This window comes from Streptomyces sp. NPDC025784 (assembly GCF_055558435.1).
Window position 1 is genome coordinate 183,614 of the sequence record NZ_JBVHMN010000003.1, and the last position, 25,468, is coordinate 209,081.

Sequence of the window (25,468 nt, forward strand, 5' to 3'; positions counted from 1 at the left end):
GCACGTTTCACGTGAAACATGCCCTGGGGTCGGATTCAGTGCGCGGCATCAGGGGCGATGTGATGCGTACCGATCCGCTTGCGGAACACCCAGTAGGTCCACGACTGGTACAGCAGGACGATCGGTGTGGCGATTCCCGCGCACCACGTCATGATCTTCAGGGTGTAGGGGCTCGACGAGGCATTGGTGACCGTCAAGCTCCAGTCGGGATTGAGCGAGGACGGCATGACGTCCGGGAAGAGCGCCAGGAAGAGCATCGCGACGGCCGCCACGATGGTGAGGCCCGACAGGATGAACGCCCAGCCCTCACGGCCCGAGTTGACCATCACCAGCGCGACGAGGAGCGCGGCCACGGCCACGATCAGCGCCACCAGCGACGCGGTGTCACCGCTGTCGGCCTGGGTCCAGAGCAGGAAGCCCAGCGCCACCACAGCGGTCACCACTCCCAGCTTCAGTGCCAGCTTCCTCGCCCGCTCCCGGATGTCTCCGACGGTCTTGAGTCCCACGAACACCGTGCCGTGGAAGGTGAACAGCGTCAGGGTGACCAGACCACCGAGGAGCGCGTACGGGTTCAGCAGATCCCCGAAGTTGCCCACATACTCGAAGTGTTCGTCGATCTTCACTCCGCGCACGATGTTGCCGAAGGCCACGCCCCACAGGAACGCCGGGATCAGCGAGGTCCAGAAGATCGCCGTCTCCCAGTTGCGCTGCCACTGCTCCTCGGGCCGCTTCGCCCGGTATTCGAAGGCGACACCGCGCACGATGAGGCAGACAAGAATGATCAGCAACGGCAGATAGAAGCCGGAGAAGAGCGTGGCGTACCACTCGGGGAAGGCGGCGAAGGTCGCTCCGCCCGCCGTGAGCAGCCACACCTCGTTGCCGTCCCAGACGGGGCCGATCGTATTGATCAGCACCCGCTTCTCGGGGCGGTCCCGGGCCAGCAACTTGGTCAGGATGCCGACTCCGAAGTCGAAGCCCTCCAGGAAGAAGTAGCCGGTCCACAGGACCGCGATGAGTACGAACCAGACGTCGTGAAGTTCCATGACTCAGCAGCTCCCTGGGCCTAGTAGGAGAAGGCCATCGGCTTGTCGGCGTCCTGGGAGTCGCCGCCGATCCTGGTGGGCGGGTTGAGGTCGGCCTCGGTGAGTTCCGGCGGCCCGGCCTTGACGTACTTCAGGAGCAGCTTGACCTCGACGACGGCGAGGATCGCGTAGAGCGCCGTGAAGACGATCATCGAGGTGAGGACCTCGCCCTGGGAGACGCCGGGGGAGACCGCGTGCCGGGTCTGCAGCACGCCGTAGACGACCCACGGCTGGCGGCCCATCTCGGTGAAGATCCAGCCCCAGGAGTTGGCGATCAGCGGGAAGCCCAGCGTCAGGATCGCGATGCGCCAGTACCACTTGGTGAGGTTCGGGCCGAGGGCCTTGTTCTTGAACAGCACCAGATGCGGCACCTCGTCCTCGCCCACCCTCAGGTGCTGAGGCAGCATGAACTTCTTGCGCGTGAGCCAGAGTCCGACCAGGCCGATCGCGAAGGACGTCATGCCGAAGCCGATCATCCAGCGGAACGCCCAGAAGGTGACGGGGATGATGGGGCGGTAGTCGCCCGGACCGTACTTCTCCTGCTCGGCCTTGTTGGTGTCGTTGATGCCGGGAACGTACGAGGTGAAGTCGTCGTCGGCGAGGAACGACAGTATCCCGGGGATGGACAGCTCGACGGTGTTGTGGCCCTTGCTGACATCGCCGTAGGCGAAGATCGAGAACGGCGCGGCGTCCTGACCGTCCCACAGCGCCTCCGCGGCGGCCATCTTCATCGGCTGCTGCTTGAACATGACCTTGCCGAGGGTGTCACCGCTGATCGCGGTGAGCAGTCCGGCGATGACGACGGTGACCAGCCCCAGCCGCAACGAGGTCTTCATCACGGGGATGTGCTTCTTGCGGAGCAGATGGAAGGCGGCGATGCCGACCATGAAGGCGCCACCGGTCAGGAAAGACGCGGTGAGCGTGTGGAACGCCTGGGTCAGCGCCGTGTTCTGGGTCAGCACCTGCCAGAAGTCGGTGAGTTCGGCACGACCCCGCGCCCCGTTGATCTTGTAGCCGACGGGGTGCTGCATCCACGAGTTGGCCGCGAGGATGAAGTACGCGGACAGGATCGTGCCGATGGAGACCATCCAGATGCAGGCCAGGTGGAGCTTCTTCGGGAGCTTGTCCCAGCCGAAGATCCACAGCCCGATGAACGTGGACTCGAAGAAGAAGGCGATCAGGGCCTCGAAAGCGAGCGGGGCACCGAAGATGTCACCGACGAAGCGCGAGTAGTCGGACCAGTTCATGCCGAACTGGAACTCCTGCACGATGCCGGTGACGACACCCATCGCGATGTTGATCAGGAAAAGCTTCCCCCAGAACTTGGTGGCCCTGAGGTACTTCTCCTTCTCCGTGCGTACCCAAGCCGTCTGCAGGCCGGCCGTCAGGGCAGCGAGCGAGATGGTCAGAGGGACGAACAGGAAGTGGTAGACGGTGGTGATGCCGAACTGCCAGCGCGCCAGAGTCTCCGGCGCCAGAGCCAATTCCACGTCGTCAGTCTCCTTACGTCGCCGTGATACAGCGGCAGTTTGCCCGCTTTGTCACGTACATCATGGGAGCAACCGGGACACGTTTGTGAACGCGTTCACATTCACAAGCAATTATGACGCATGACCGTTCGAAGGATGAGGGTGGGGGGTCCCTAGTCGGTTCGAGGACTTTCAGGGAGCGGAGGGCTTCCCCTGAACTTCAACATAATGTTGAATCCGCGGCATGCAGATACGGATCTCCTGGCCCGCGGGAAACCTCACCGCGACCCTCGACGACACCCCGACCGCCCGGGCGCTCGCCCAGGCGCTGCCGCTCTCCTCCACCGCCCGCACCTGGGGCGAGGAGGTCTACTTCGACACCGGAATCGCGGTCACCCGGGAGGCGGGCGCCCGTCAGGTGGTCCCGCCGGGCACGGTGGCCTTCTGGACCGACGGCGACGCTCTCGCCCTCCCCTACGGCCCCACGCCGATCTCGCGAGGCGACGAGTGTCGCCTCGCGAGCCCGTGCAATGTCCTCGGCCGCGTCGACGGCGACCCTCACTCGCTGGCCACGGTGCGCGACGGCGATCCCGTCCGAGTGGAACCCGTCGACGCCGGTGATTCCGCGAACCGGTAGCCCCGGCGGACCAGGGGGATGTCGACGGTCCGGAACGCGGCCGTCCACCGGTGCCCTCGCCGGCCGACGACCCGCGGCGGACCGGCAGCGACCGCACCGGGCAGCCGTCCCGGGCGGACCGCGCGATGGCTCCGCCGACCTGCGCCCCCGGCGGACCCGTGACGGCTTTGCCGGCCGGCGGCTCCCTGCGGACTAGAGCGAGGCGCGGAAGCCTTCCGTCGCCTTCAGGAAGATGTCGTTCGCCTCGGTCTCGCCGATGGTGACGCGCACGCCCTCGCCGGCGAAGGGACGCACCACGACCCCGGCGCGCTCGCAGTGCGCGGCGAAGTCGAGCGTGCGCTCCCCCAGTCGCAGCCACACGAAGTTGGCCTGGGTCTCGGGAACCGTCCAGCCCTGGCCACGCAGCGTCTCGACGACCCGGTTGCGCTCGCAGACCAGGGAGCCGACCCGGCCGAGCAGCTCGTCCTCGGCGCGCAGACTCGCCACCGCGGCATCCTGGGCCAGCTGACTCACACCGAACGGCACCGCGGTCTTGCGCAGGGCCGCCGCCACCGGCTCGTGGGCGATCGCGAAGCCGACGCGGAGCCCGGCCAGGCCGTACGCCTTGGAGAAGGTGCGCAGCACGCAGACGTTCGGCCGGTCCCGGTAGACGGCCACGCCGTCCGGCACCTCGACGTCGCGGACGAACTCGCGGTACGCCTCGTCCAGGACGACCAGCACGTCGCCGGGCACCCGGTCGAGGAAGCGCTCCAGCTCGGCTCGGCGCACCGAGGTGCCGGTGGGGTTGTTCGGGTTGCAGACGAAGATGAGCCGGGTGCGGTCGGTGATCGCGTCGGCCATCGCGTCCAGGTCGTGCACCTCGCCCGACGTGAGCGGCACCTTCACCGAGGTCGCCCCGCTGATCTGCGTGATGATCGGGTACGCCTCGAAGGACCTCCAGGCGTAGATGACCTCGTCGCCGGGGCCGCTGGTGGCCTGGAGCAGCTGCTGCGCGACCCCGACCGATCCGGTGCCGGTCGCGAGGTGCGAGACGGGGACCCCGAAGCGGTCCGCCAGCTCGTTCATCAGGCCGGTGCACGCCATGTCCGGGTAGCGGTTGAACGACCCGGAGGCCGTCAGGAGGCTCTCCATCACCCCGGGCAGCGGCGGATACGGGTTCTCGTTGGAGGACAGCTTGTATGCCACCGGACCGTCGGCCGCGGCGGGCTTGCCGGGCTTGTAGGTGGGGATCCCCTCCAGCTCGGCACGCAGCTTGGGGCTCGTCTCGCTCACCGCAGTCCTCCTCGCGACCACCGGCGGCTCATGACCACCGCCGGCTACCAATGCTTCTCACCTTATGAGGATTCGGCGCCGCTGCGAATGGGCTGTGGACAACCGGGCGGCAACCCGCGCCGGACCGCCCGCCGTCTCCGGGCGACCTGACGGTCATCCTTGTACGAAGGTGTACGAAAAGGGGGGCGCGCCACTCCGGCGCGCACGCGCCGGTGGCTCACGCCGTGGCGCGCATCCCTCGTGAAGGTGAGTTGAGACCTCTTCGAGACATGGCCCACTTGGCAGGCCCATGCGTGTCGACAAGTCACGTACTGCCATTGGATCGTTCAACTACCTTTTTTTCTAAGGTTGTTACTCCTTTTCGACCATGCAGAAACGTGCCTGTCAACGCGTGCATATGCGTCCGCACTACCCCACCGCATGAGCCCTACTATCGGCTCGCCATGACAGCAGCAGGGAAGCACCAGGTGAGCCGGGCGGAGACCTCCCGCCGAGGCGGTCGACCGGGCCGGGCGGGCATCAGAGACGTGGCTGCGGCCGCAGGGGTCTCCATCACGACTGTGTCCGACGCCCTCAACGGCAAGGGCCGGCTCCCGGACGCCACCCGACGCCATGTCCGCGAGGTCGCCGACCGGCTGGGCTATCGCCCGTCGGCCGCGGCCCGAACCCTCCGTACCGGCAAGTCGGGGCTGATCGGCCTGACCGTGACGACGTACGGGGATGAACCTTTCACCTTCACCGAGTTCGCGTACTTCGCGGAGATGGCCAGAGCCGCGACGTCGGCCGCGCTGGCCCGGGGCTACGCCCTGGTGATCCTCCCCGCGACCTCGCGCCACGACGTGTGGTCGAACGTCGCCCTGGACGGGACCGTGGTCATCGACCCGTCCGACCAGGACCCGGTCGTCAGCGAACTGGTCCGCCAGGGCTTACCCGTCGTCTCCGACGGCCGCCCGGCGGGCTCGCTCCCGGTCACCGCCTGGGTGGACAACGACCACGAGGCCGCGGTCCTGGGCATCCTCGACCATCTGGCCGACGCCGGCGCCCGCCGGATCGGCCTCCTCACCGGCACCACCACGGACACGTACACCCATCTCTCCACCACCGCATACCTGCACTGGTGCGAGCGGGTGGGCCAGGATCCGGTGTACGAGGCCTACCCCGCGCACGATCCCTGCGCCGGAGCCGTCGCCGCCGACCGGCTGCTCGCCCGGCCCGACCGCCCCGACGCCGTCTACGGGCTCTTCGACCCGAACGGCACGGACCTGCTGGCCGCGGCCCGCCGGTACGGCCTGCGCGTCCCGGACGACCTGCTGCTCGTCTGCTGCAGCGAGTCCACCGTCTACGCCAACACCGAGCCGCCCATCACCACGCTCTCGCTCAAGCCGCGCCGCATCGGCACGGCCGTGGTCCAGCTCCTCATCGACGCCATCGAAGGGATCGAGTCGGACCATCCGGTCGAGCAGGTGATACCCACGGAACTGATCGTCCGGACGTCCTCGGAGCGCCGCTCGCCGCGCACGACGGTCAGTCCGCCACGATCACCCGAGGAGGGTTGACGTCCCGTAAACAAGGGACGCCACCGAAAGCGCCGGGAAAGCACCGCCCAATTCGGGCGAAAACCGCGGTGAACAGGGCTCCTGCTCCGATTCACCACCCCTGGGTCATCACATGGCGCGATCCGCATTCCTATGATGGGCGGACGACACCGCGGGCCGCTGCGACCAGGCAGTCCGATCCGGTGCAGATGCGGCGCGATGGTGGTGGAGGGGTCGATGACTCAGGGGGCCGGTCAGGGACCCGAGGTGGTGCGGACGGCGACGTTGCGCGACTTCCGGGTACCCGCGTACGTCCACGAGACCGGTCCGTACACGCCCAGCACTCCCCCCGGCGAGGTCACCGGCCCCGCCGCGGAGCGGGGCGAGTACCGGAACCCGGCTCCGGCCGAGCACCGGAACCAGCAGCAGGCCGAGCGCCGGGCCCGGGACACGGCGGAGCACCGGGCCCCGGAGCCGGCGGAGCACCCGTCCGCGGACTACCGGACGGACTACACGGAGGAGTACACGCCCACGCAGCGGGACCTCCCCGTCATCAACCGGGGCGACACCGTCCAGGTCACCGTCGACCCGGCCGCCGTACCCGCTCCCGCGCCCGCCGACGGACCCGGCCCGCTGTACGTGGTCGGCGACGTGCACGGCTTCCTGGACCAGCTGGTCGCGGCGCTCCAGGAGCAGGGCCTCGTCGACGCCGCGGGCAACTGGTCCGCGGGCAACGCCCGCCTGTGGTTCCTCGGCGACTTCACCGACCGCGGACCCGACGGCATCGGCGTGATCGACCTCGTGATGCGGCTGTCCGCCGAGGCCGCCGCGGCCGGCGGCTACTGCAAGGCCCTCATGGGCAACCACGAGCTGCTGCTCCTCGGCGCCAAGCGGTTCGCCGACACCCCGGTCAACTCCGGCGCGGGCACCGCCACCTTCCAGGCCGCCTGGCTGCTCAACGGCGGACAGAAGACCGACATGGACCGCCTCCAGGACCACCACCTCCAGTGGATGGCCCGCCTCGACGCCATGGAACTGGTCGACGGCCACCTCCTGGTCCACTCGGACACGACCGCCTACCTCGACTACGGCGACTCCATCGAAGCGGTCAACGACACCGTCCGCGAAACCCTCACCCGCAACGACGCCGACGAGTGCTGGGACCTGTTCCGCAAGTTCACCAAGCGCTTCGCCTTCCGCGACGACGGCGGTTCCGAGGCCGTCCGCGAACTGCTGAACGCCTACGGTGGCAAGCGCATCGTCCATGGTCACAGCCCCATCCCGTACCTCCTGGGCGAGGTCGGCTCCGAGGACGGTGAGGACGGCGCGGGCCCCGTGGTCGAAGGACCCCACCTGTACGCCGACGGGCTGGCCATCGCGATGGACGGCGGAGTGACCATGGCCGGAAAGCTGCTGGTCCAGCAACTTCCCCTGGATATCTGAGCGTTCGACGGGCAGGCGTCCCCCAGAGGACTGCGCCGAGCCAGGGGCCTATTTCTGGAAACCCCCTGTCACGGCGTGCCGTCACCGCTCTACCATCGGCTTATCCGTAGCAGGCTCCCCTCCGTTTCTGCCCGACGGCTCGTCAGCGTGCGAGCCACCAGCCCTACGGAGCATCGGGGGATGCACATGAACAGCGTTCCGCAGCACCTGCTGAGCGAGGACCGCCAGGAATACGAGCGGATCCTCGATGAGGCGCTGCGCTCCGCACCACACCGCCCGGAACTCGCCGCTGTCGGCCAGCGGCTCAACCCCGAACAACTGCGCACCATGGCACTCAACGCCACCGCGCTCATCACGGCGGCCGCGGCGACCGAGTACCAGAACTATGTGAAGGCCCGTGAGGAACTGCGCAACCCGGCGTCGCCCCACCCGGTCGTGAGCGAGGAAGTCGGCTCCCCGGAGCCGGGCGCGACCGCGATGGGGCTCGCCGCCACCGTGGGGGAGGTCACCGAGACCGCCGGAGCCGGCGCCATCGCCGTCGTCGCGGTGCTCGCGCCCGTGCTCGCGGGCACGGCAGCGGCGATCTTCCTGCTCGTCGGGTACATCCTCAAGATGCTCGACCCCGAGCCGGCGTTCGCCAAGACCCTCCTGACCACGGGGTGGGTCTTCGGCGCGGTCACGGCGGCCGCGATCCTGGTCGCCGCGGTCGGACTGCTGCTGACGGCACTGCGCAACAGCTCCTCCTCCGTTCCGGACGAGGCCCGCGGCGAGCTGCGCGAACAAATGGTCCGGGCCAGGGAAGCGTGGCGCGAGGCCCTGCTGGAGCGCGGCGTGCTGCCGTTCCTCCGGGAGGCCCTCGCCGATCCCGGTTCCGCCGCGCTGGGCCGCCCGGCCTCGGCGCCGAGCCGCATCCCGCAACTCGGCTACAACCGGCCGGGGTTCAGCAGCCCCGAAGGCGGACCGTCGGCAGGACCGCGCCCGAGCTTTTCCAGTCCTGACTTCACCAGCCCGGACTTCGGCGGACCGGAGCACCAGCCCGAGTAGGACCCCGGTCGGCCGACGGCCGGGGGAATCCGGGCCCGCGCTCCCGCGGCGCGGGCCCGCACGGGGCCTGTCCCGCGCCCTCCTGCCCCCGTGCGACGGCCTCGGCCCCATGGCCTCGCCTCATCGCCTCAGCCGCGGACGATGCCCAGACGCCGTGCCGCGCTCATCCAGGCCGGGAACTGGGACAGCAAGCGGTCGTACAGCTCCGGGTCCGGCACGATGCTGATGTCGTCGACGGCGAAGAAGCCGACATTGTCGACGCGTCGGTCGGGGAGCGCGTCGAACCGTTCCAGCACGCCGTAGTTCGACCGGCCCAGGCCCACGAACTGCCAGAAGATCGGCTCCTCCACCGCCGCACGCAGCTCGTTCTCGATCTCCTTGTTGCGGTAGATGCCGCCGTCGGAGAAGAACAGCACCAGCGTGGGATCGGCGGCGGGGTTCTCACGGACGAACGACCGCACCTCGGCGATGACCTTCTGCTCCTCGTTCTGGATGCCGACCGCGCGCATGTCCACCTGCCCCGGCCGCAGATCCTTGCGCGGCTTCTTGCGCCGGAACAGGGTCAGCTCACCGACCCGGACGTGAAGCTCCAGCCATTCGGGCAGTTCCCCCAGCACCAGGTCCGGCAGCCGGGCCGGGTTGGAGGCGAAGGTCCACGCCTGCATCTCCCCGTCGTCGTCCAGCTGCGCGGCCACCGCGGCCATCCGCTCCACCACATCCGCCACGGCGCCACGCGAATAGAGGAAGGACATCGAGCCCGAGGCGTCGAGGACCAGGACGACACGGGCCCTGACACCCTCCGCGCCGTGCTTGCGCAGGCTGACCGCCACCTGCTCCTTGCGCAGGGACAGCCGCTTGCGCATGTCCACGGGCAGGTGCTCCTCACCCTTGACCAGGCGAGGAGGGCCGGCCGGCGGCGCCGTGGGAACCGGCGGTCCCGCGACTGGCGGAGCGGGCGCGGGCGCCGTGGCGGGGAGGGGCGGACGAGGTGCCGGGGGTGCGGGCGGCGCGGTGGGCACCGGAGCCGGGGGTGCCGTCGGCGTCGGCGGAGCGGCGGGCATCGGCGCCTGGTGGGCCATCGCCGCGGCACCGGGGACGGCCGGCTCCGGAGCGGCGGGCTCCTCGTCCACACTGATCCCGAAGTCGGTGGCGAGGCCCGCCAGCCCGGAGTCGTAGCCCTGTCCGACCGCGCGGAACTTCCACTGGCCGCCCCTCAGATAGAGCTCGCCGCCGATGAACGCCGTCTCCGTCGTGGCCTCCATCTCGAAACACGCGAGCTCCTGGCCCGTCCCGGCGTCCAGCAGCCTGAGCATCAGCCCCGACAGCTGACCGAAGGTGCCGCCGTCGGCCGAGGCGCCCAGCACGACACGCTCGACGGCGGGCTCCAGGGCACGCAGGTCCACCCCGACGGTGTCCGTCGTGCCGCCGGCGTCCTGCCGCTTCCCGAGGTGGCGCACGGCGCCGGAGGCGTGCTGCGGCTGGTTGTAGAAGACGAAGTCCCCGTCGTCCCTCACCCGTCCGTCCGCCCCGAGCAGGAGCGCCGAGGCATCGGCGTCCGGCGCACCGGCCCCGGCGGACCAGCCGAGCACGACCTGCACGGCCTCGGCGGCCACGGGAAGATTGGCGCCCTTGCTCATGGATGTGGCTGTCATGGGCCCAGTCTGCCAACCGAACCCGTCCCCGGGACGACCCCGGACGCACACCCGTGCCCAGCGGACAGCCCGGGGCCTTCGGCCGGCTGAGGACGCGTCAGCCTACGCGGGAGACGGCCCTTCCCTCCTCGGGAGGGAAGGGCCACTCGGCGGGAACCGTGTCGGATCAGTCCGCGATCGGCAGGTAGACCCGGTTGCCGCTGGACGCGAACTCCTTCGACTTCTGGAGCATTCCCTCGGCGATCTCCTCCGGAGAAGCCCCCTCGGTCGCCGCGCCACCGAATCGCTCGGTGATGCTCTGGCTGATCTTCATCGAGCAGAACTTCGGCCCGCACATGGAGCAGAAGTGGGCCGTCTTGGCGGGCTCGGCCGGCAGGGTCTCGTCGTGGAACTCGCGTGCCGTGTCCGGGTCGAGCGCCAGGTTGAACTGGTCCTCCCACCGGAACTCGAATCGGGCGTCGGACAGCGCGTCGTCCCACTCCTGCGCACCCGGGTGTCCCTTGGCGAGGTCGGCGGCGTGAGCGGCGATCTTGTAGGTGATGACGCCGGTCTTGACGTCGTCACGGTTGGGCAGGCCCAGGTGTTCCTTGGGTGTGACGTAGCAGAGCATGGCCGTGCCCCACCAGGCGATCATCGCGGCGCCGATACCGGAGGTGATGTGGTCGTACGCCGGCGCGACGTCCGTGGTCAGCGGGCCGAGCGTGTAGAACGGAGCCTCGTCGCAGATCTCCTGCTGAAGATCGATGTTCTCCTTGATCTTGTGCATCGGGACATGTCCCGGGCCTTCGATCATGGTCTGAACATCGAAACGCTTGGCGACCGTGTTGAGTTCTCCGAGCGTGCGCAACTCCGCGAACTGCGCCTCGTCGTTGGCGTCCGCGATCGAGCCCGGACGAAGGCCGTCGCCGAGCGAGTACGTGACGTCGTACGCGGCGAGGATCTCGCAGAGCTCCTCGAAGTTCTCGTAGAGGAACGACTCCTTGTGGTGCGCGAGGCACCAGGCGGCCATGATGGAGCCGCCGCGCGAGACGATGCCGGTCTTGCGGTTCGCGGTGAGCGGCACGTACGGCAGTCGTACACCCGCGTGGACGGTCATGTAGTCCACGCCCTGCTCGGCCTGCTCGATGACCGTGTCCTTGTAGATCTCCCAGGTCAGTTCCTCGGCGCGGCCGTCGACCTTCTCCAGCGCCTGGTAGAGCGGCACGGTGCCGATGGGCACGGGGGAGTTGCGCAGCACCCACTCGCGGGTGGTGTGGATGTTGCGGCCGGTGGACAGGTCCATGACCGTGTCCGCGCCCCAGCGGGTCGCCCAGGTCATCTTCTCGACCTCCTCCTCGATGGAGGAAGTGACCGCCGAGTTGCCGATGTTGGCGTTGACCTTCACCAGGAACCGCTTGCCGATGATCATCGGCTCGATCTCCGGGTGGTTGACGTTCGCGGGAAGCACCGCGCGCCCCGCGGCGATCTCCTCGCGTACGGCCTCGGGCTCGACGTTCTCACGGACCGCCACGAATTCCATCTCGGGCGTGATCTCGCCCCGGCGGGCGTACGCGAGCTGCGTGACCGCCTGCCCGTCCCGGCCCCGGCGCGGCTGTCGCGGCCTGCCGGGGAAGACGGCGTCGAGGTTGCGCAGTCCCCCGCGCGGTGAGGTGTGCTTGATCCCGTCGTCCTCGGGACGGACGGGGCGGCCCGCGTATTCCTCGGTGTCGCCGCGGGCGATGATCCAGTTCTCCCGCAGGGGCGCCAGGCCCCTGCGCACATCGGTGTCGACGGATGGATCGGTGTACGGGCCGGAGGTGTCGTACAGCGTGACGGACTGCCCGTTGGTGAGGTGCACCTGACGGACCGGCACCCGTACGTCGGGTCGCGGACCCCCGACATACCCCTTGTGCCAGCCGATGGACTTCCCGGCCTCGCCGTTCGAGGACGGGGAAGAAGCCCCGTCCGTCTGGCTGGAGGCAGGCGTGCGTACGTCCTTGTCGGTCATGAGACCTACTCCCTACGCCGGCATTACCCGGTAACAGGTTCGGCGGTCGACGCAGCGGCTTCCGTCTGTCGATGTTTCATGTGAAACATCGCTGAGGCGGAGGTCAGCGCCCTCTCAGCCCGGTGCTCCGAGCTCCCGCGTGTGCAAAGGTGCCTCCACGCTAGCGTCATATCTGGCGCGGTGAACAGAGGGCCCCTGCCGTTCTTGCGATGATCGGTCGGTGACCACGACACAGCAGTCCCCGTTCCCACCGTCCGAGCCGCCCCGCGGTGCAGGCTCCGGCGACGGCCACGGGCATGGCCCCGGCGGCGATTCCGGACGCGGATCCGGCGGTGGCCGTGGACCAGGCGGCGGCCATGGCCACGGTCCCGGCAATGGGCACGGCGGCGGTCCGGGCGACGGCCACGACCACGGTCCCGGTGGAGGGCACGGACACGGCTCCGGCGGAGGCCACGGCCACGGCCACTCGCACAGCCACGGCCCGGCCGCACCCGTCTCCCGCCACCTGCGCAAGGTCATCGCCGCGGTGCTGATCCCCTTCGCTGCAGCGGTCGTTGTGGGTCTCCTGGTGCTCTGGCCCGGTGGCGCTCCGTCCCACGAGCGGACCGGCGTCGGCTTCGACCGGCAGACACAGCAGGCGACGGTCACCCAGGTCGACGAGGTGGACTGCAAGTCGGTGAACGCCGCGGGGCAGGCGCCGACCGGCGACAACTCCACCGCCGAGGGTTCGTCCACGCAGCAGCGGGCGAAGGGAGAGTGCAAGAAGGCCACGGTCCGGATCGACACCGGCAAGGACAAGGGCCGCACGTTCACGGAGATCGTTCAGCCCGACCAGACACGGCAGTTGCACGAGGGACAGAAGGTCGTCGTCGCGTACGAACCGTCCGCGCCGAAGGACCTCCAGTACTCGGTCACCGACGTCAACCGGAAGTTCCCCCTGACCCTGCTCGCCGGGATCTTCGCGATCGTCGTCGTGGTCGTGGGCCGGATGCGCGGCGTCATGGCGCTGGTCGCGCTGGCCATCAGCTTCCTGATCCTGACGTTCTTCATCCTGCCGGCGATCCTGGAGGGCTCGAACCCGCTGATCGTGGCGGTCGTCGGCTCCAGCGCCATCATGCTGATCGCCCTCTACATGTGTCATGGCCTCTCGGCCCGCACATCCGTGGCTGTCGTCGGCACGCTGCTCTCGCTGGTGCTGATCGGTGTGCTCGGCTCCGCCTTCATCGGATGGGCGGCGCTGACCGGCAACACCGACGACAACACCGGCCTGATCCATGGCCTGTATCCGTCCATCGACATGAGCGGTCTGCTGCTCGCGGGTGTCATCATCGGTTCGCTCGGTGTCCTCGACGACGTGACCGTCACACAGACGTCCGCGGTCTGGGAACTGCACGAGGCGAATCCGACGATGGGCTGGCGCGGCCTGTACCGCGCGGGCATCCGCATCGGCCGTGACCACATCGCGTCGGTCGTGAACACCCTCGTCCTCGCCTACGCGGGCGCCGCACTGCCGTTGTTGCTGCTCTTCTCGATCGCACAGAGCAGCGTGGCCACGGTGGCCAACAGCGAACTCGTGGCCGAGGAGATCGTGCGCACCCTGATCGGCTCGATCGGGCTGGTCGCCTCCGTGCCGGTGACCACGGCGCTCGCCGCCCTGGTGGTCGCCGCCGACCGCCCCGAGGCCGTGCAGAGCGTGCCTGAGCCCGCGAGGGCCCGGACGCCGGTGGGCGGCGGTGGCGGTCGCCGCCGTAAGCGCTGAAACCTCCCTCGCGCCGAGTGTGAGGAAGCGTTACTCCACTTGGGGATGCGGACGTGCGTCAGCCGGCGCTCTGCTCCTCCGCCAGGATGCGGTCGAGGGCCTCGTCGAGATGCGTGTCGAAGCCGGCCAGGGCACGCTCCTGCCCGAGCGGCACCAGCTTGTCGGTGCGGTCGAGAAACGCGACGAGCGGCGCGGCGCCGGACCGGAACAGTGCGTGATCGCCGCCCACCTGAAGGCGGATCAGGACCTCGCCGAGGGACTCCGGGTCGGCCGGCGCGATGCGCACATCACCGTCACCGCACGGACGCCCGACACCGTCGATCAGCAATTCCCGTCCGAACGCCCAGGTCACCGGCGCATCGCCAGGCAGATGGAAGGTCAGCCGCACCGCGTACGGATCACAGGTCTCGTATCGCAGTTCCACAGGAATGCGGAAAGAGAGCTCCTCCGACACGAGGAAGCTCATCATGACCTCTGCCTGTACCGACTCGCGCATCGCCTACCCCGTCGTTTGCCGTCGCCCTGGCCAGGAATCGTCCCCCTGACACTGCTGGAATCTTGCAGAACGTGCACGACAGATCACAAGGAGTGAGTTTTCAGATACTGATAGAGATCGCGAGTGTCCCTAGCAGCCGGCCGATCTCGCTCTGCAATTGGCGTGCCGCGGGTAGCAGCCGCTCGGCCTGATGGGAAGGGAGAGAAATGGCCATCGTCGCGGCCGTGCTGCCCGCGGTGATGGGGATGGCGGCGCAGACCGTGCCCAGCGCGTACTCCTGCCGCTCGATGACCGGCTCCATGCGCCCCGTCCGCTCCAGGCGTCGCAGCAGGCTGTCGTTGTCACGCACCGTGTACGGGGTGATCGACTGCACCGGATAGCGGTCGAGGTGGTCACGGCGGGCCTTGTCGTCCAGCTGGGACAGCAGGCACTGCCCGATCGCGTGGGCATGGGCGGTCTCGCGGAAGTCGGCCCACTCCTCGACGGCGGGGTTGGCCGGGCTGTCGGCGACGCAGATGACGTCGATCTCGCCGTCCCGGTAGTTCGCGTAGTAGACGGGCACACCGATCGCATCGCGCCAGTGCGCCAGTGCGTCACTCATCGTGCTGCGACGTTTCTGCTGCGCTCCACTGCTGCTCAGCCGCTCGGCCGACTCTCCGAGGAAGAACAGCCCCTTGTCCCGGCGCAGATAGCCCTCGTGGGCCAGGGTGCGCAGCAGGTGGTACGCCGTCGGCAGCGCGAGCCCGGCCTCCCGGGCCAGCTGCTTGGCGGGCGCCCCGTGCTCGCGCGAGGCCACCGCCTCCAAGAGCCGCATCGCGCGCTGCACCGAGCCGATGAGGGTGGTCGAGTTCGACTCCACGGGCGGGTCCTGCGCCTGCGGGAGGTGTGCGGCGCGGGTCTCGCCGGGGGTTGTCAGGGGCTGGGTCGGCGGAACGCGTGACGCCGTGGGTCCGCCCGACCGCTGAACGGGGGGAGCAGGTGATTGTGCGGGTGCGGTGTCAACCGTGGCCAAGGGGCACTCCCGAAGCGCGAGGGGAACCGCCCGTGCGGGGGAACACGGGAGGGGGCTGTGCGCTGCCCGCGGGGGTCGGCCCCGCGTCGAGCTCCGGACTTTAACCGTCTGTCACCGCTCGCAGACGGCCTCGCCGGGAAACTTCCCTCGGGCGAGGGAACCTGGAGTTCCCTTTCCCGTCGCACCCGTTACCCCGCGCTCACCCTCTCGCGTCTCACCAGTCGCTGCGGGACGACGAGCCCGCCATGAACTTCCGCACGATGTAGATCAGTCCGCCGACCAGCGCGACGAAGATCAGCAGCTTGAAGAGCAGGCCGATGACGAATCCGACGACGCTGGCTATCAGGCCGCCGAACACGACCAGGGCGATGACCGGCACCGCGACCCACTTCACCCACCACGGCATACCGCTGAAGATCTCTCGCATCGCCCTCGTCCTTACCTCTCTTCGCCCGTCGCCCCAAGTCCGGGGCCGTGATTCCGGGTTCTCCGATGTCCTGCTTCGATGCTAGGCCGGGAGAGACGCGTACGGGGGCCTCGCATCCCTTGTCCTCCCCTGACCGGTCCCCTAGGGAACCCTGAGGCGGCGGTCAGCTCTCGGGCGGAGAGAACACCACCAGGACCCTCAGATCCTCGGTGATGTGGTGGAACTTGTGGGCGACGCCCGCGGGTACGTAGACGACGCTGCCGCGCGCCACCTGCGTGGTCTCCAGTCCGACCGTGATCGAGGCCCGCCCGCTCACCACGAAGTACACCTCGTCCTGCTGGTGCGGCTTCTGCGGGTCGAGCTCACCCGCGTCGAGCGCGTAGAGGCCGACCGACATGTTCCGCTCACGCAGGAACTGCAGGTAGGCGCCTTCGTTGGCGGCGCGTTCCGCCTCCAGTTCGTCCAGCCGGAATGCCTTCATCGCTCTCGTCCGCTCTCGTACCCCACAAGCTGTGCGCACAGCCTGCTCGCCAGTCGATCTCTTCTGCCACGATCAGACACATGAAGAATTTCGTAGTCAAGACACTCGCCAACGCGGGGGCCCTGGCCGTCGCGGTGTGGCTGCTCGACAAGATCACCCTCACGGGGGACAGCACCGGCAAGAAGGTCGGCACGCTGCTGCTCGTCGCGCTGGTCTTCGGCCTGGTGAACTTCCTGGTCAAGCCCATCGTGCAGATCCTGACCTTCCCGCTCTTCATTCTCACGCTCGGCCTGATCACGCTCGTGGTCAATGCGCTGATGCTGCTGCTCACCTCGTGGCTGGCCGACAAGCTCGACCTGAGCTTCCACGTCGAGGGCTTCTGGACCGCCGTCCTGGGCGGCCTGATCATTTCCGTCGTGTCCTGGGCGCTCAACGTAGTGCTGCCCGACGGCAAGGACTGAGTACCCATGCCCTATCGCGTCTGTTTCGTCTGCACCGGCAACATCTGCCGCTCCCCGATGGCGGAGTCCGTCTTCCGCGCCCGTGTGGAAGAGGCCGGGCTCGATCAGCTCGTCGAGGTCGACAGCGCGGGCACGGGCGGCTGGCACGAGGGCGACGGCGCCGACCCGCGTGCCGTCGCCGTCCTGGAGGCGAACGGCTACGGGAGCGACCACACCGCCCGGCAGTTCCAGGCCTCGTGGTTCTCCCGCCTCGACCTCGTCGTCGCCCTCGACTCCGGCCACCTGAAGGCGCTGCGCCGACTCGCGCCCACCCCCGAGGACGCCGACAAGGTCAGACTGCTGCGGTCGTACGACCCCGCCGCGGGCGACGATCCGGATGTCCCGGATCCGTATTACGGACGTATGGACGGCTTCGAGGAGTGTCTTGAGATGGTGGAGGCGGCGAGCGTCGGTCTGCTCGCCGCTGTACAGGAGCAAGTGGAGGGACAGGTCTCATGACCTCAGCGGATTTCGTCGCGCCGAGCGGCGACGGCACGCGCGCGGTGCGGGCCGGGCTGCCCGAGCCCGTCAAGTACGAGCCGACGCTTCCGGGGCCGGTCTTCGCCGCGCACTTCCACCTGCCCGGCGACCCCACCGGCCCGTACGCCTACGGCCGTGACGAGAACCCGACCTGGACGCTCCTGGAGCGCGCCATAGGCGAACTGGAGGCCCCCGGGCAGGACGGCGTCGAGACCCTCGCCTTCCCCTCGGGTATGGCCGCCATCTCCGCCGTCCTCTTCTCCCAGCTGCGCGCCGGCGACATCGTGGTCCTGCCGGACGACGGCTATCAGGTGCTCCCGCTGGTGCGCGAGCAGCTGACCGCGTACGGCATCGAGGTGCGCACCGCCCCGACCGCCGGCGACGCCCAGCTGGAGGTGCTCGACGGCGCAAAGCTGCTGTGGATCGAGACGCCGTCGAACCCGGGCCTCGACGTGTGCGACATCCGGCGGCTGGTCACGGCGGCCCACGCGCAGGGCACGCTCGTCGCCGTCGACAACACCCTGGCCACTCCGCTCGGACAGCGCCCGCTGGAGCTCGGCGCGGACTTCTCGGTCGCGAGCGGCACCAAGATGCTCACCGGACACGGCGACATCCTGCTGGGGTACGTCACCGCCCGCGACAGCGCGCTGATGGTTCCGGTGAAGCGCTGGCGGAAGATCGTCGGCGCGATCCCCGGCCCCATGGAGGCCTGGCTCGCGCACCGCTCGCTCGCCACCCTCCAGCTGCGCGCCGACCGGCAGACCTCCAGCGCCCTGGTCGTCGCCGAGGCCCTGCGGGAGCGGCCCGAGGTGTCCGGGCTGCGCTATCCCGGTCTGCCCGACGACCCCTCGCACAAGATCGCCGCTCAGCAGATGCGGCGGTTCGGATGTGTGGTGTCCTTCACGCTGCCCACGCGCGCGCGTGCCGACCGATTTCTCGACGCGCTGCGTCTGGTGGACGACGCGACGAGCTTCGGCGGCGTCCGGTCCACGGCGGAACGGCGGGGGCGCTGGGGCGGGGACGCGGTGCCGGAAGGCTTCGTCCGCCTCTCCGTCGGTGCGGAGGACCCCGAGGACTTGGTGGCGGACCTGCTGCGGGCCCTCGACGAGTCCGCGGAGTGACGGCCTTCTGAGCGACTGCTGAGCCGGGGCGTCCTGCGCGGTCGCGGGACCGGTGCTCCGCTACGCACAACGGACGGTCCGAGCCTCCCCCCTCGTGGCTCGGACCGTCCCGGTTCTGCGCGCGAAGAACCGCGCGACCAAGGCTAGTTGACTCTGTGTCAGTGTCCAATCACCGTAGCGACAGCGACCTATCGACTTATTTATAGTTAGGGCTCGCGCGGGGGTGCTGGGAGGGGAGGGGCACCATGGATTTGGCCTTGCTGCGTACGTTCGTGACGGTGCACCGGGCCGGTTCCTTCACCCGCGCCGCCGCGTTGCTCGGGCTCTCCCAACCTGCCGTCACCTCACAGATCCGCACGCTGGAGCGGCAGTTGGGACGGCCGTTGTTCCTGCGCCAGGCCCGTGGGGTGACCCCCACGACCATCGGCGACGAGCTGGCCCACAAGGCGGCACCGCACCTCGACGCCCTCGTGGAGATCACCGAGACCGGCCTCGACGAGGACTCGTCCTTGCGCACGCTTCATCTCGCCGGGCCGCCGGAGTTCACTGCGAAGCGGGCGCTGCCCGCGCTCACCGAGCTGATCGGCGACGACGGCCAGGGCCTGGCGCTGCGCGCCTCCTTCGGCAATGCCGAGGAGACCCTGGAAGGGCTTGCTGCCGGACATCATGATTTGGCCATCACGACAGCCCGCCCACGCGGTGCTCTGCTGACCGCGACTCCGCTCTGCGACGAAGAACACGTCCTGGTCGCCGCTCCGCACTGGATGGCCCGCGTGGGCGCCGGGAAGCTGCGCCGCAAGGGCGCTCACGCGCTGGAGGACCTCCCCATCGTCGAGGTGCACGAGTCGCTGCCCCTCGTCGCCCGCTACTGGGCCTCCGTCTTCGACTCCCGCCCCGCCGCCTCCGGTGCCGTCGTCGTTCCGGACCTGCGTGCCGTCCTGGCCTGTGCGGCCGCGGGTGCCGGCCTCGCCGTCCTGCCCCGGTATCTGTGCACCGAGGCGCTGGATCGTGGCGACGTCGTGGCGCTGCTCGACCCGGCCGTGCCGCCGCTGCGCACCTATTTTCTGGTGGTGCGCACGGGGACGCTGGCCATGCCGCACATCGCCCGGGCGCACGAGTGGCTGCTGCGGGCCGCCGCCGACTGGGCCTGACAGCTCGTCGCGGCAGTTCGGGGGCGTCGCGATGTTTCACGTGGAACCAGCCGGGCCACATTTCTCCCATGACCGTCCGACCCGTGGTCAAGCGCACCGCCCGCGCCATCCTGCTCGATGGTGACGACCTGATCCTGATCAAGCGCACCAAGCCCGGCGTCGATCCCTACTGGCTCACACCGGGTGGCGGGGTCGAACCGGAGGACACGACCGTCGTCGACGCCCTCCACCGCGAGGTGCACGAGGAGCTCGGCGCCAAGGTCACCGATGTAGTGCCCTGCTTCGTCGACACCGTCGAGCACATCGGCGACGACGGCGGCGCGACCGGCGTCAAGGTGCAGCATTTCTTCGTCTGCCGTCTGGAGTCCATGGACCTGTCTCAGAGACACGGTCCTGAGGTGGACGAGCCGATCGGCGAATACGAGATCGTCCGCGTGCCGTTCACGCGGGTCGGTATCGCCTCCGTCCACCTCGTGCCGTTGTCCCTGCGGCACTATCTCGACGGGAACATCGAGGGCGTACGGGCGATGCACGCGCCCGACCTGGGCTGACCGTCGCGGTCCGGAGGACCGTCGAACCGTCCTGGCCGGGAGACGGATCCACGCCGTCCCGGCCGAGACGTGTTCAGTCTCCGGCGGTCACGAGTTCCTCCACCGAGTCGTGGCGGATGCGGTCCGACGGGATGCCGATGTCCCTCAGCGCGTCCACACCGCTGCGAATCATCCCGGGAGGGCCCGAGAGATACGCGTCGTACTCGTTCCACGGCCCGTATTCACGGACGACGTCCGGCAGCTGAAGGTGAGCCTGCTGGTCGACGACCGGCCGTACGGCAAGCCAGGGGTGGCTCTGCTGAAGCCGCAGCATCGTGTCGATGTCGTACAGGTCGTGGTCGGTGCGTGCGCCGTAGAACACCTCGACCGGGCGCCGCTCACCGTGCTCGGCGACATCCTCGACCAGAGCCTTGATCGGCGCGATGCCGGTGCCGCCGCCCAGACAGAGCAGGCCGCTGTCGGTGGTGTGGTCGACGGTCATCGAGCCTGCCGGCGGGCCGAGCCGGATGATGTCGCCGGGCCGGGCGCGGTGCACCAGGGCGTTGGACACCCAGCCCGCCGGAACCGCCTTCACATGGAAGGACAGCAGACCGTCGGAGCGGGGAGCCGACGCGAAGGAGTAGTGGCGCCAGATCCGCGGCCACCACGGCGTCTCCAGGCTCGTGTACTGGCCGGCGAGGAACGGATAGGGCTGGTCGGGGCGGACGGTGACGACCGCGACGTCCGGGGTCCGCAGATCGTGCGAGACCACCTCGGCGTACCACCAGGCCGGCGCGAGCAGTTCGTCCGCTGCCGCCGCGTCGATCATGACCTGGGAGATCGTCGTGTACGCACGGACCCAGGCCGCCTCCGTCTCGGCGTCCCAGCTCCCTGAGGCATACCTGCTGAGCGAGCCTATGAGGCACTCGCCGACCGCCGGGTAGTGCTCCGGTCTGGTGCCGTACTTGCGGTGTCCACGGCCGAGGTTCTGCAGATACGCCACGAGGACTTCGGTGTTGTCGATGTGCTCGGCGGCGGTCAGCAGGGCCCTGAGAAGCCGGTCCCGCTGCGTGTCCATCGCGGCGGGGAACAGCTGGCGCAGTTCCGGGTGGCGCACGAACAGCAGCGCGTAGAAGTAGGAGGTGACCTTGTCGGCCACCGGGCCGACCTCCGCCATGGTCCGGCGGATCAGCACGGCGTCGGGCGACGCCTTCGGGCCGGGCGTCTGTCCGGGCGCTCGCGGGGCAGGAACGGATTCCGGCTGCGGGGCGCCGTGTGCGGGCCGGGGAGAGCCGTACGCGGGCTGCGGAGCCCCTGACACGGGTTGTGCGGCTCCGCCGGCGGGCTCCGGCTCGGGATGCCGGGGCGCGTACGGCGCCCCTTGGTACCGGGTCTGCGGTGCCGCGTCACGGGGGGCCTGTGGCGTATGTGCTGCAGCGCCACGAGGAGCCTGCGCCGACGGGGATATTCGTTCCTGCACGGCCGGCGCCGTGGGCGGCGTCCGTTGGTCCGCTTCCGGGGCGGGCTCGTCCTGCGGCGTGGTGGGCCGGCCGACGGGGCGCATCGCTGCGAGCCGACGGCCGTCGGATGCCCCCTGATCACCCTCGGCGGGCGCCGGTTCCTGGCGCGGTGTGAACCAACCGCCCCCGCCGTTGCCGCCGGAAGTGCCCTTGTCGGCCGACGCCGTGGTCGGAGCGTCCATGGTGTGCCTCGCCTCGAACATCTTTCGATCGGTCTGCGCACCTCCGCGGTCGGAAGATGCCTGCTTTCCCCCGCAGACGGCTCGCCCTCTTTCCCGGTTCAGTCCCCGTCGGCCAATGCGGCCACATTGAACCCGCGTTCCCGTCACGTACGGACAAGTAAGGAGAGAATGTGACATTGGCCGCACTGGCCTCATCGCAGCATGCCACGCCGCGTCAACGCCCGGTCGCACAACGGAAAATGCGGGTCTTCGATCTCTCCGTCCCGTTAGGCTGCATTGGCCTGCGTTCAGCCCCCTGAGGACGTACCTACGTCTCGGCGGAGGTGAACCGGAGTCGACCATACCGGCAGGCGCCCCAGGCACAAGTCTTCTCTGTCCTCCCCGTGAACGGGCCGGGGGTGATCCATCGATGTCGCTCAATTGCCGTTCAGGGCAGGCCAATTCACAGGCATTCGCCCGCGCCCGACAGATCACCCCGGACCTCCCCGAACCCTTCACCTGGCCACTTCGTGATCTCCACCTCGGATGCGATGTCGGCAATTTCCACCAGTTCCACCGATGCGGCGAACAGCGGCGCCGGAATGCCCCTGTCCGCGTTGTTTCACGTGAAACATCTGCCCGCGCGCTGTGCCGTTGTGATGGCGTGGCCAAAAGCACGTACATCCGGCCGCAAACCGGTGGACGCCAGGGCTGCGGGTCGTACAGCCTGACCTGCGTGTCGACACCTTCCCTCGCCGATCTGCCCGTCCGCCGCCTGACGCCTCGCGATCTCACCGCCTGCGCCGACCTGTCCGAGAACCGGGGGTGGCCCCGCGAGGAACACAAGTGGGGCCTCCTGCTCGCGGCGGGAACCGGCTACGGAATCGACGACCCGGACGGTGGCCTGGTCACCGCGTGCGTCGTGACCGAGTACGGCCCGCGGGAGCGACCTGAACTCGGCGCGATCGGCATGGTGCTCGTCTCCGAGCGTCATGCCCGCAAGGGTGTCGGACGTCGGCTCATGCGCCATGTCGTCACCGACATGGGCACCACGCCGCTGACCCTGCACGCGACCCCGTACGGCCGGCCGCTCTACGAGGAGTTGGGCTTCAAGGTCACCGGCCGCGCCGAGATGGTCCGTGGAGTCTTCACTCCGGACGGGCGGGCACCCGACGTCTGCACGCGTGCGGCCACCGCCGAGGATCTCTTCACGATTCTCCGGCTCGACGAGGAGGTCTTCGGCGCCGATCGCACCCACATGATCACGCGACTGCCGGCCTTCTCCGATCAGCTGCGCGTCGCCGAGGAGGGCGGCCGGATCATCGGATACGGCGCGGCCTGGCCCAACATGGACAACCAGGTGGTCGGCCCGCTGGTCGCTCGCGACACGGAGACGGCGAAGGCTCTCATCGCTTCGCTCGCGGCCCACACCGACCGTCCACTGCGTACCGACATCGATGTGCGACACGAAGAGCTGCTGTCGTGGGTGAAGGAGCGCGGCCTCGTGTCCGTCGCCTTCAACGCGGTCATGACCTACGGAATCCCGGAGCTGCCCGGGGACTGGACGCGACGCTTCGCACCCTTGACGGTGGCCGCCGGGTAGCAGGGACCGGGTGGGACGCCTGGCGTCCTGAGCGGGTGTCGGGCCATGACCGCGGACCGGTCGGCCGAGTGCTCCTCCGCATACGCATATGGAAGTGCCGGCCCCACCGGATGGTGGGGCCGGCACTTCCATGCCGATGCCTGCCGGACCCGAACGGCCCACGTCGGACAGGACCTGGGCCGGAACGTGGCCTGTCTCGCTCGGAGCGGACCTGGGCCGGGGCTTCGCCGGTCGGCCCGTGTCAGACGAGCGTCTCGATCGCGGCGGAGGCGAAGCCGTGGTCCTGGTCCGGCATGCCGCCGCCGACCCCGATCGCGCCGATCAGTCGTCCGTCACGGTGGACCGGGACGCCACCCGCGATGAACAGCAGTGGACGGTCGAGTGCGGTCGGCAGCGTGTGGAAGAGGCCTCCGGGCTGAACCGCGTCGACGAGGTCGGCGGTGGCGGAGTTCAACTGGAGCGCCGTGTAGGCCTTGCGGGTGCTGGTCTCGCCGGAGATCAGCACGGCCTGGTCGTCACGTCGGAAGGCAAGCAGGTGACCGCCCGCGTCGAGGACGGTGACGCTGACGCGGACACCGGCCGCCTCGGCGGCACGGCGGGCCGCGGTGACGAGAACCTCGGCGTCCTCGATGGTCAGCGGGGCGACGGCAGTGGTGGTGCTCATGAGGGGTCTTCTCCTTCTCGGGGCTGTTGCGGGGTGGTGCTGAGCGGACAGGAGCGGGGACGGCCCTGGCCTCGCTCCGTGATCGGCTCGGGTCAGTGGTGGACGACGGCCCGCTGCTCGGCGGGCGCGGCGCCGGCGACGACGGCGCTGGGCTTCTCCGTACGGCGCTCCAGCGCGGCCGAGACGACGGCGAGGACGAGGGCGCTCGCGGCGAGGACGGCGCCGACCCAGTTGGGAGCGGTGTAGCCCAGGCCGGCCGCGATGACGAGGCCGCCGAGCCAGGCCGAGAGGGCGTTGCCGAGGTTGAAGGCGCCGATGTTCACGGCCGAGGCGAGCGTGGGGGCGCCGTGCGCCTGGTCGAGGACGCGCTTCTGCAGCGGCGGCACGGTGGCGAAGCCCAGTGCCCCGATCAGAGCGATCGTGACGGCGGCGAGGATCTTGTTGTGCGCGGTGACGGTGAACAGGGCGAGCACGATCGCGAGACCACCCAGGGAGACGTAGAGCATCGGCATCAGCGAGCGGTCGGCGAACCTGCCGCCGATCAGGTTCCCGCCGACCATGCCGAGGCCGAACAGGACCAGCAGCCAGGTGACGGAGCCGTCGGCGAAACCTGCGACATGCGTCATCATCGGCGCGATGTACGTGATGGCCGCGAAGACGCCGCCGAAGCCCAGCACGGTCATCGCCATCGCCAGCAGGACCTGGACGTTCTTGAAGGCGGCCAGCTCGTGCCGCAGGTGCACACCCTCCGGCTTGGGCATCTCGGGGACCAGTTTGGCGATGCCCAGCAGCCCGATCACTCCGAGCGCCGCGACGCCCGCGAAGGTGACGCGCCAGCCCGCCGACTGCCCGATCAGTGTGCCCAGCGGGACACCGACGACATTGGCGATGGTGAGACCGCTGAACATCATGGCGATCGCGCCGGCCTTCTTCTCCGGCGCGACCAGCTCGGCGGCCACCACGGACCCGATGCCGAAGAAGGCGCCGTGAGCGAGGGAGGCGATCACTCGTCCCGCCAGCATCAGCCCGAAGGCGGGCGCGACGGCGGAGAGCAGGTTGCCGATCACGAACAGTCCCATGAGCAGCATCAGCATCCGCTTGCGGGACACCCGAGTACCGAACGCGGTCATGGTCGGGGCTCCGATCACCACGCCGAGGGCGTACCCGGTCACCAGCAGACCGGCTGTGGGGATGGAGACACCGAAGTCACCCGCGACCTCGGGCAGTACGCCCATGATCACGAACTCGGTCGTTCCGATTCCGAAGGCCCCGATCGCGAGGGCCAGAAGCGCGAGAGGCATGGTGGGGTACACCTTCCCAAAAGATTGCAGGAGCGCTTTGCGTGCGTCCACAATAGTTGCAGACGCGGGCTATATGCAACCGCGGGATATTTCGATTGTGGTCTATCCTGGGCTTCAGCCGCTCCGGGACGGAGGAGAACG

General features: G+C 69.2%; 23 protein-coding genes. 11 read left to right on the forward strand and 12 right to left on the reverse strand.

All coding sequences use genetic code 11. From position 1 onward, the window contains the following. Positions 1-35: 35 nt before the first annotated feature. Both cydB and ACZ4IF_RS10375 read right to left on the reverse strand, forming a co-directional pair. On the reverse strand, positions 36-1,043 hold the full coding sequence (gene cydB / locus ACZ4IF_RS10370; protein ID WP_467561369.1) for a cytochrome d ubiquinol oxidase subunit II: 1,008 nt from the start codon (positions 1,041-1,043) through the stop codon (positions 36-38). 20 nt (positions 1,044-1,063) lie between these two features. Beyond that, entirely contained in the window at positions 1,064-2,572 is a 1,509-nt protein-coding gene (locus ACZ4IF_RS10375; protein ID WP_467561371.1) for a cytochrome ubiquinol oxidase subunit I, read from the reverse strand. A 223-nt stretch (positions 2,573-2,795) separates the two neighbouring features. On the opposite strand from ACZ4IF_RS10375, the gene ACZ4IF_RS10380 reads away from it, so the two are divergent. Further along, on the forward strand, positions 2,796-3,188 hold the full coding sequence (locus tag ACZ4IF_RS10380) for a cyclophilin-like fold protein (RefSeq protein ID WP_467561373.1): 393 nt from the start codon (positions 2,796-2,798) through the stop codon (positions 3,186-3,188). Positions 3,189-3,380: 192 nt separating this feature from the next. On the opposite strand, the gene hisC is transcribed toward ACZ4IF_RS10380, so the two are convergent. Further along, on the reverse strand, positions 3,381-4,460 hold the full coding sequence (gene hisC / locus ACZ4IF_RS10385) for a histidinol-phosphate transaminase (RefSeq protein WP_467561375.1): 1,080 nt from the start codon (positions 4,458-4,460) through the stop codon (positions 3,381-3,383). A gap of 443 nt (positions 4,461-4,903) precedes the next feature. On the opposite strand from hisC, the gene ACZ4IF_RS10390 reads away from it, so the two are divergent. From ACZ4IF_RS10390 to ACZ4IF_RS10400, 3 genes are all read left to right on the forward strand, one after another. Then, a complete protein-coding gene (locus ACZ4IF_RS10390; protein WP_467561377.1) occupies positions 4,904-6,016 on the forward strand; it encodes a LacI family DNA-binding transcriptional regulator in 1,113 nt (370 codons plus the stop codon). A gap of 216 nt (positions 6,017-6,232) precedes the next feature. Beyond that, positions 6,233-7,438: a metallophosphoesterase gene (locus ACZ4IF_RS10395; RefSeq protein WP_467561379.1), complete on the forward strand. Its 1,206-nt coding sequence runs from the start codon at positions 6,233-6,235 to the stop codon at positions 7,436-7,438. Between the two features lie 180 nt (positions 7,439-7,618). Continuing rightward, positions 7,619-8,482, forward strand: coding sequence for a hypothetical protein (locus ACZ4IF_RS10400; RefSeq protein WP_467561381.1), 864 nt, complete (start codon positions 7,619-7,621; stop codon positions 8,480-8,482). 128 nt (positions 8,483-8,610) lie between these two features. On the opposite strand, the gene ACZ4IF_RS10405 is transcribed toward ACZ4IF_RS10400, so the two are convergent. After that, a complete protein-coding gene (locus ACZ4IF_RS10405) occupies positions 8,611-10,134 on the reverse strand; it encodes a VWA domain-containing protein (protein WP_467561383.1) in 1,524 nt (507 codons plus the stop codon). Between the two features lie 166 nt (positions 10,135-10,300). Next, positions 10,301-12,121 carry a phosphomethylpyrimidine synthase ThiC gene (gene thiC, locus ACZ4IF_RS10410; RefSeq protein ID WP_467561385.1) on the reverse strand — a complete coding sequence of 607 codons (1,821 nt, stop codon included), beginning with the start codon at positions 12,119-12,121 and terminating at the stop codon, positions 10,301-10,303. Between the two features lie 220 nt (positions 12,122-12,341). On the opposite strand from thiC, the gene ACZ4IF_RS10415 reads away from it, so the two are divergent. Next, on the forward strand, positions 12,342-13,880 hold the full coding sequence (locus ACZ4IF_RS10415) for a YibE/F family protein (protein WP_467561387.1): 1,539 nt from the start codon (positions 12,342-12,344) through the stop codon (positions 13,878-13,880). A gap of 58 nt (positions 13,881-13,938) precedes the next feature. Here the strand turns inward: ACZ4IF_RS10415 and ACZ4IF_RS10420 are convergent, their stop codons facing one another. The 4 genes from ACZ4IF_RS10420 to ACZ4IF_RS10435 all read right to left on the reverse strand — a co-directional run bounded on the left by ACZ4IF_RS10420 (position 13,939) and on the right by ACZ4IF_RS10435 (position 16,296). Continuing rightward, on the reverse strand, positions 13,939-14,376 hold the full coding sequence (locus ACZ4IF_RS10420) for an SsgA family sporulation/cell division regulator (protein ID WP_095935408.1): 438 nt from the start codon (positions 14,374-14,376) through the stop codon (positions 13,939-13,941). Positions 14,377-14,476: 100 nt separating this feature from the next. Then, positions 14,477-15,388 (reverse strand): IclR family transcriptional regulator, encoded by a 912-nt coding sequence (locus ACZ4IF_RS10425; RefSeq protein ID WP_467561389.1) that lies wholly within the window; start codon positions 15,386-15,388, stop codon positions 14,477-14,479. Positions 15,389-15,602: 214 nt separating this feature from the next. After that, positions 15,603-15,815 (reverse strand): DUF5326 family protein, encoded by a 213-nt coding sequence (locus ACZ4IF_RS10430; protein ID WP_028804065.1) that lies wholly within the window; start codon positions 15,813-15,815, stop codon positions 15,603-15,605. Positions 15,816-15,978: 163 nt separating this feature from the next. After that, positions 15,979-16,296 carry a cupin domain-containing protein gene (locus ACZ4IF_RS10435; protein WP_028804066.1) on the reverse strand — a complete coding sequence of 106 codons (318 nt, stop codon included), beginning with the start codon at positions 16,294-16,296 and terminating at the stop codon, positions 15,979-15,981. An 80-nt stretch (positions 16,297-16,376) separates the two neighbouring features. On the opposite strand from ACZ4IF_RS10435, the gene ACZ4IF_RS10440 reads away from it, so the two are divergent. The 5 genes from ACZ4IF_RS10440 to ACZ4IF_RS10460 all read left to right on the forward strand — a co-directional run bounded on the left by ACZ4IF_RS10440 (position 16,377) and on the right by ACZ4IF_RS10460 (position 20,099). Continuing rightward, the gene (locus ACZ4IF_RS10440) at positions 16,377-16,757 is read left to right on the forward strand and encodes a phage holin family protein (protein WP_095935409.1); all 381 of its coding nucleotides are present in this window, start codon (positions 16,377-16,379) and stop codon (positions 16,755-16,757) included. Between the two features lie 6 nt (positions 16,758-16,763). After that, entirely contained in the window at positions 16,764-17,255 is a 492-nt protein-coding gene (locus ACZ4IF_RS10445; RefSeq protein ID WP_467561392.1) for a low molecular weight protein-tyrosine-phosphatase, read from the forward strand. Next, positions 17,252-18,397: a cystathionine gamma-lyase gene (locus ACZ4IF_RS10450; RefSeq protein WP_467561394.1), complete on the forward strand. Its 1,146-nt coding sequence runs from the start codon at positions 17,252-17,254 to the stop codon at positions 18,395-18,397. Before ACZ4IF_RS10445 ends, ACZ4IF_RS10450 begins: the two co-directional genes overlap by 4 nt. Before the next feature lie 245 nt (positions 18,398-18,642). Next, positions 18,643-19,548, forward strand: a complete 906-nt coding sequence (locus ACZ4IF_RS10455) for a LysR family transcriptional regulator (protein WP_467561396.1) — start codon at positions 18,643-18,645, stop codon at positions 19,546-19,548. Positions 19,549-19,616: 68 nt separating this feature from the next. After that, positions 19,617-20,099 (forward strand): NUDIX hydrolase, encoded by a 483-nt coding sequence (locus ACZ4IF_RS10460; protein ID WP_345640252.1) that lies wholly within the window; start codon positions 19,617-19,619, stop codon positions 20,097-20,099. Between the two features lie 73 nt (positions 20,100-20,172). Here the strand turns inward: ACZ4IF_RS10460 and ACZ4IF_RS10465 are convergent, their stop codons facing one another. Further along, a complete protein-coding gene (locus ACZ4IF_RS10465; protein WP_467561398.1) occupies positions 20,173-21,780 on the reverse strand; it encodes a globin domain-containing protein in 1,608 nt (535 codons plus the stop codon). 715 nt (positions 21,781-22,495) lie between these two features. Between ACZ4IF_RS10465 and ACZ4IF_RS10470 the strand changes: the two genes are divergently transcribed. Next, positions 22,496-23,362 (forward strand): GNAT family N-acetyltransferase, encoded by an 867-nt coding sequence (locus ACZ4IF_RS10470; protein ID WP_467561400.1) that lies wholly within the window; start codon positions 22,496-22,498, stop codon positions 23,360-23,362. A 241-nt stretch (positions 23,363-23,603) separates the two neighbouring features. Here the strand turns inward: ACZ4IF_RS10470 and ACZ4IF_RS10475 are convergent, their stop codons facing one another. Both ACZ4IF_RS10475 and ACZ4IF_RS10480 read right to left on the reverse strand, forming a co-directional pair. Beyond that, entirely contained in the window at positions 23,604-24,026 is a 423-nt protein-coding gene (locus tag ACZ4IF_RS10475) for a GlcG/HbpS family heme-binding protein (protein WP_467561402.1), read from the reverse strand. A gap of 92 nt (positions 24,027-24,118) precedes the next feature. Beyond that, positions 24,119-25,327, reverse strand: coding sequence for an MFS transporter (locus ACZ4IF_RS10480; protein ID WP_467561404.1), 1,209 nt, complete (start codon positions 25,325-25,327; stop codon positions 24,119-24,121). Positions 25,328-25,468 lie beyond the last annotated feature (141 nt).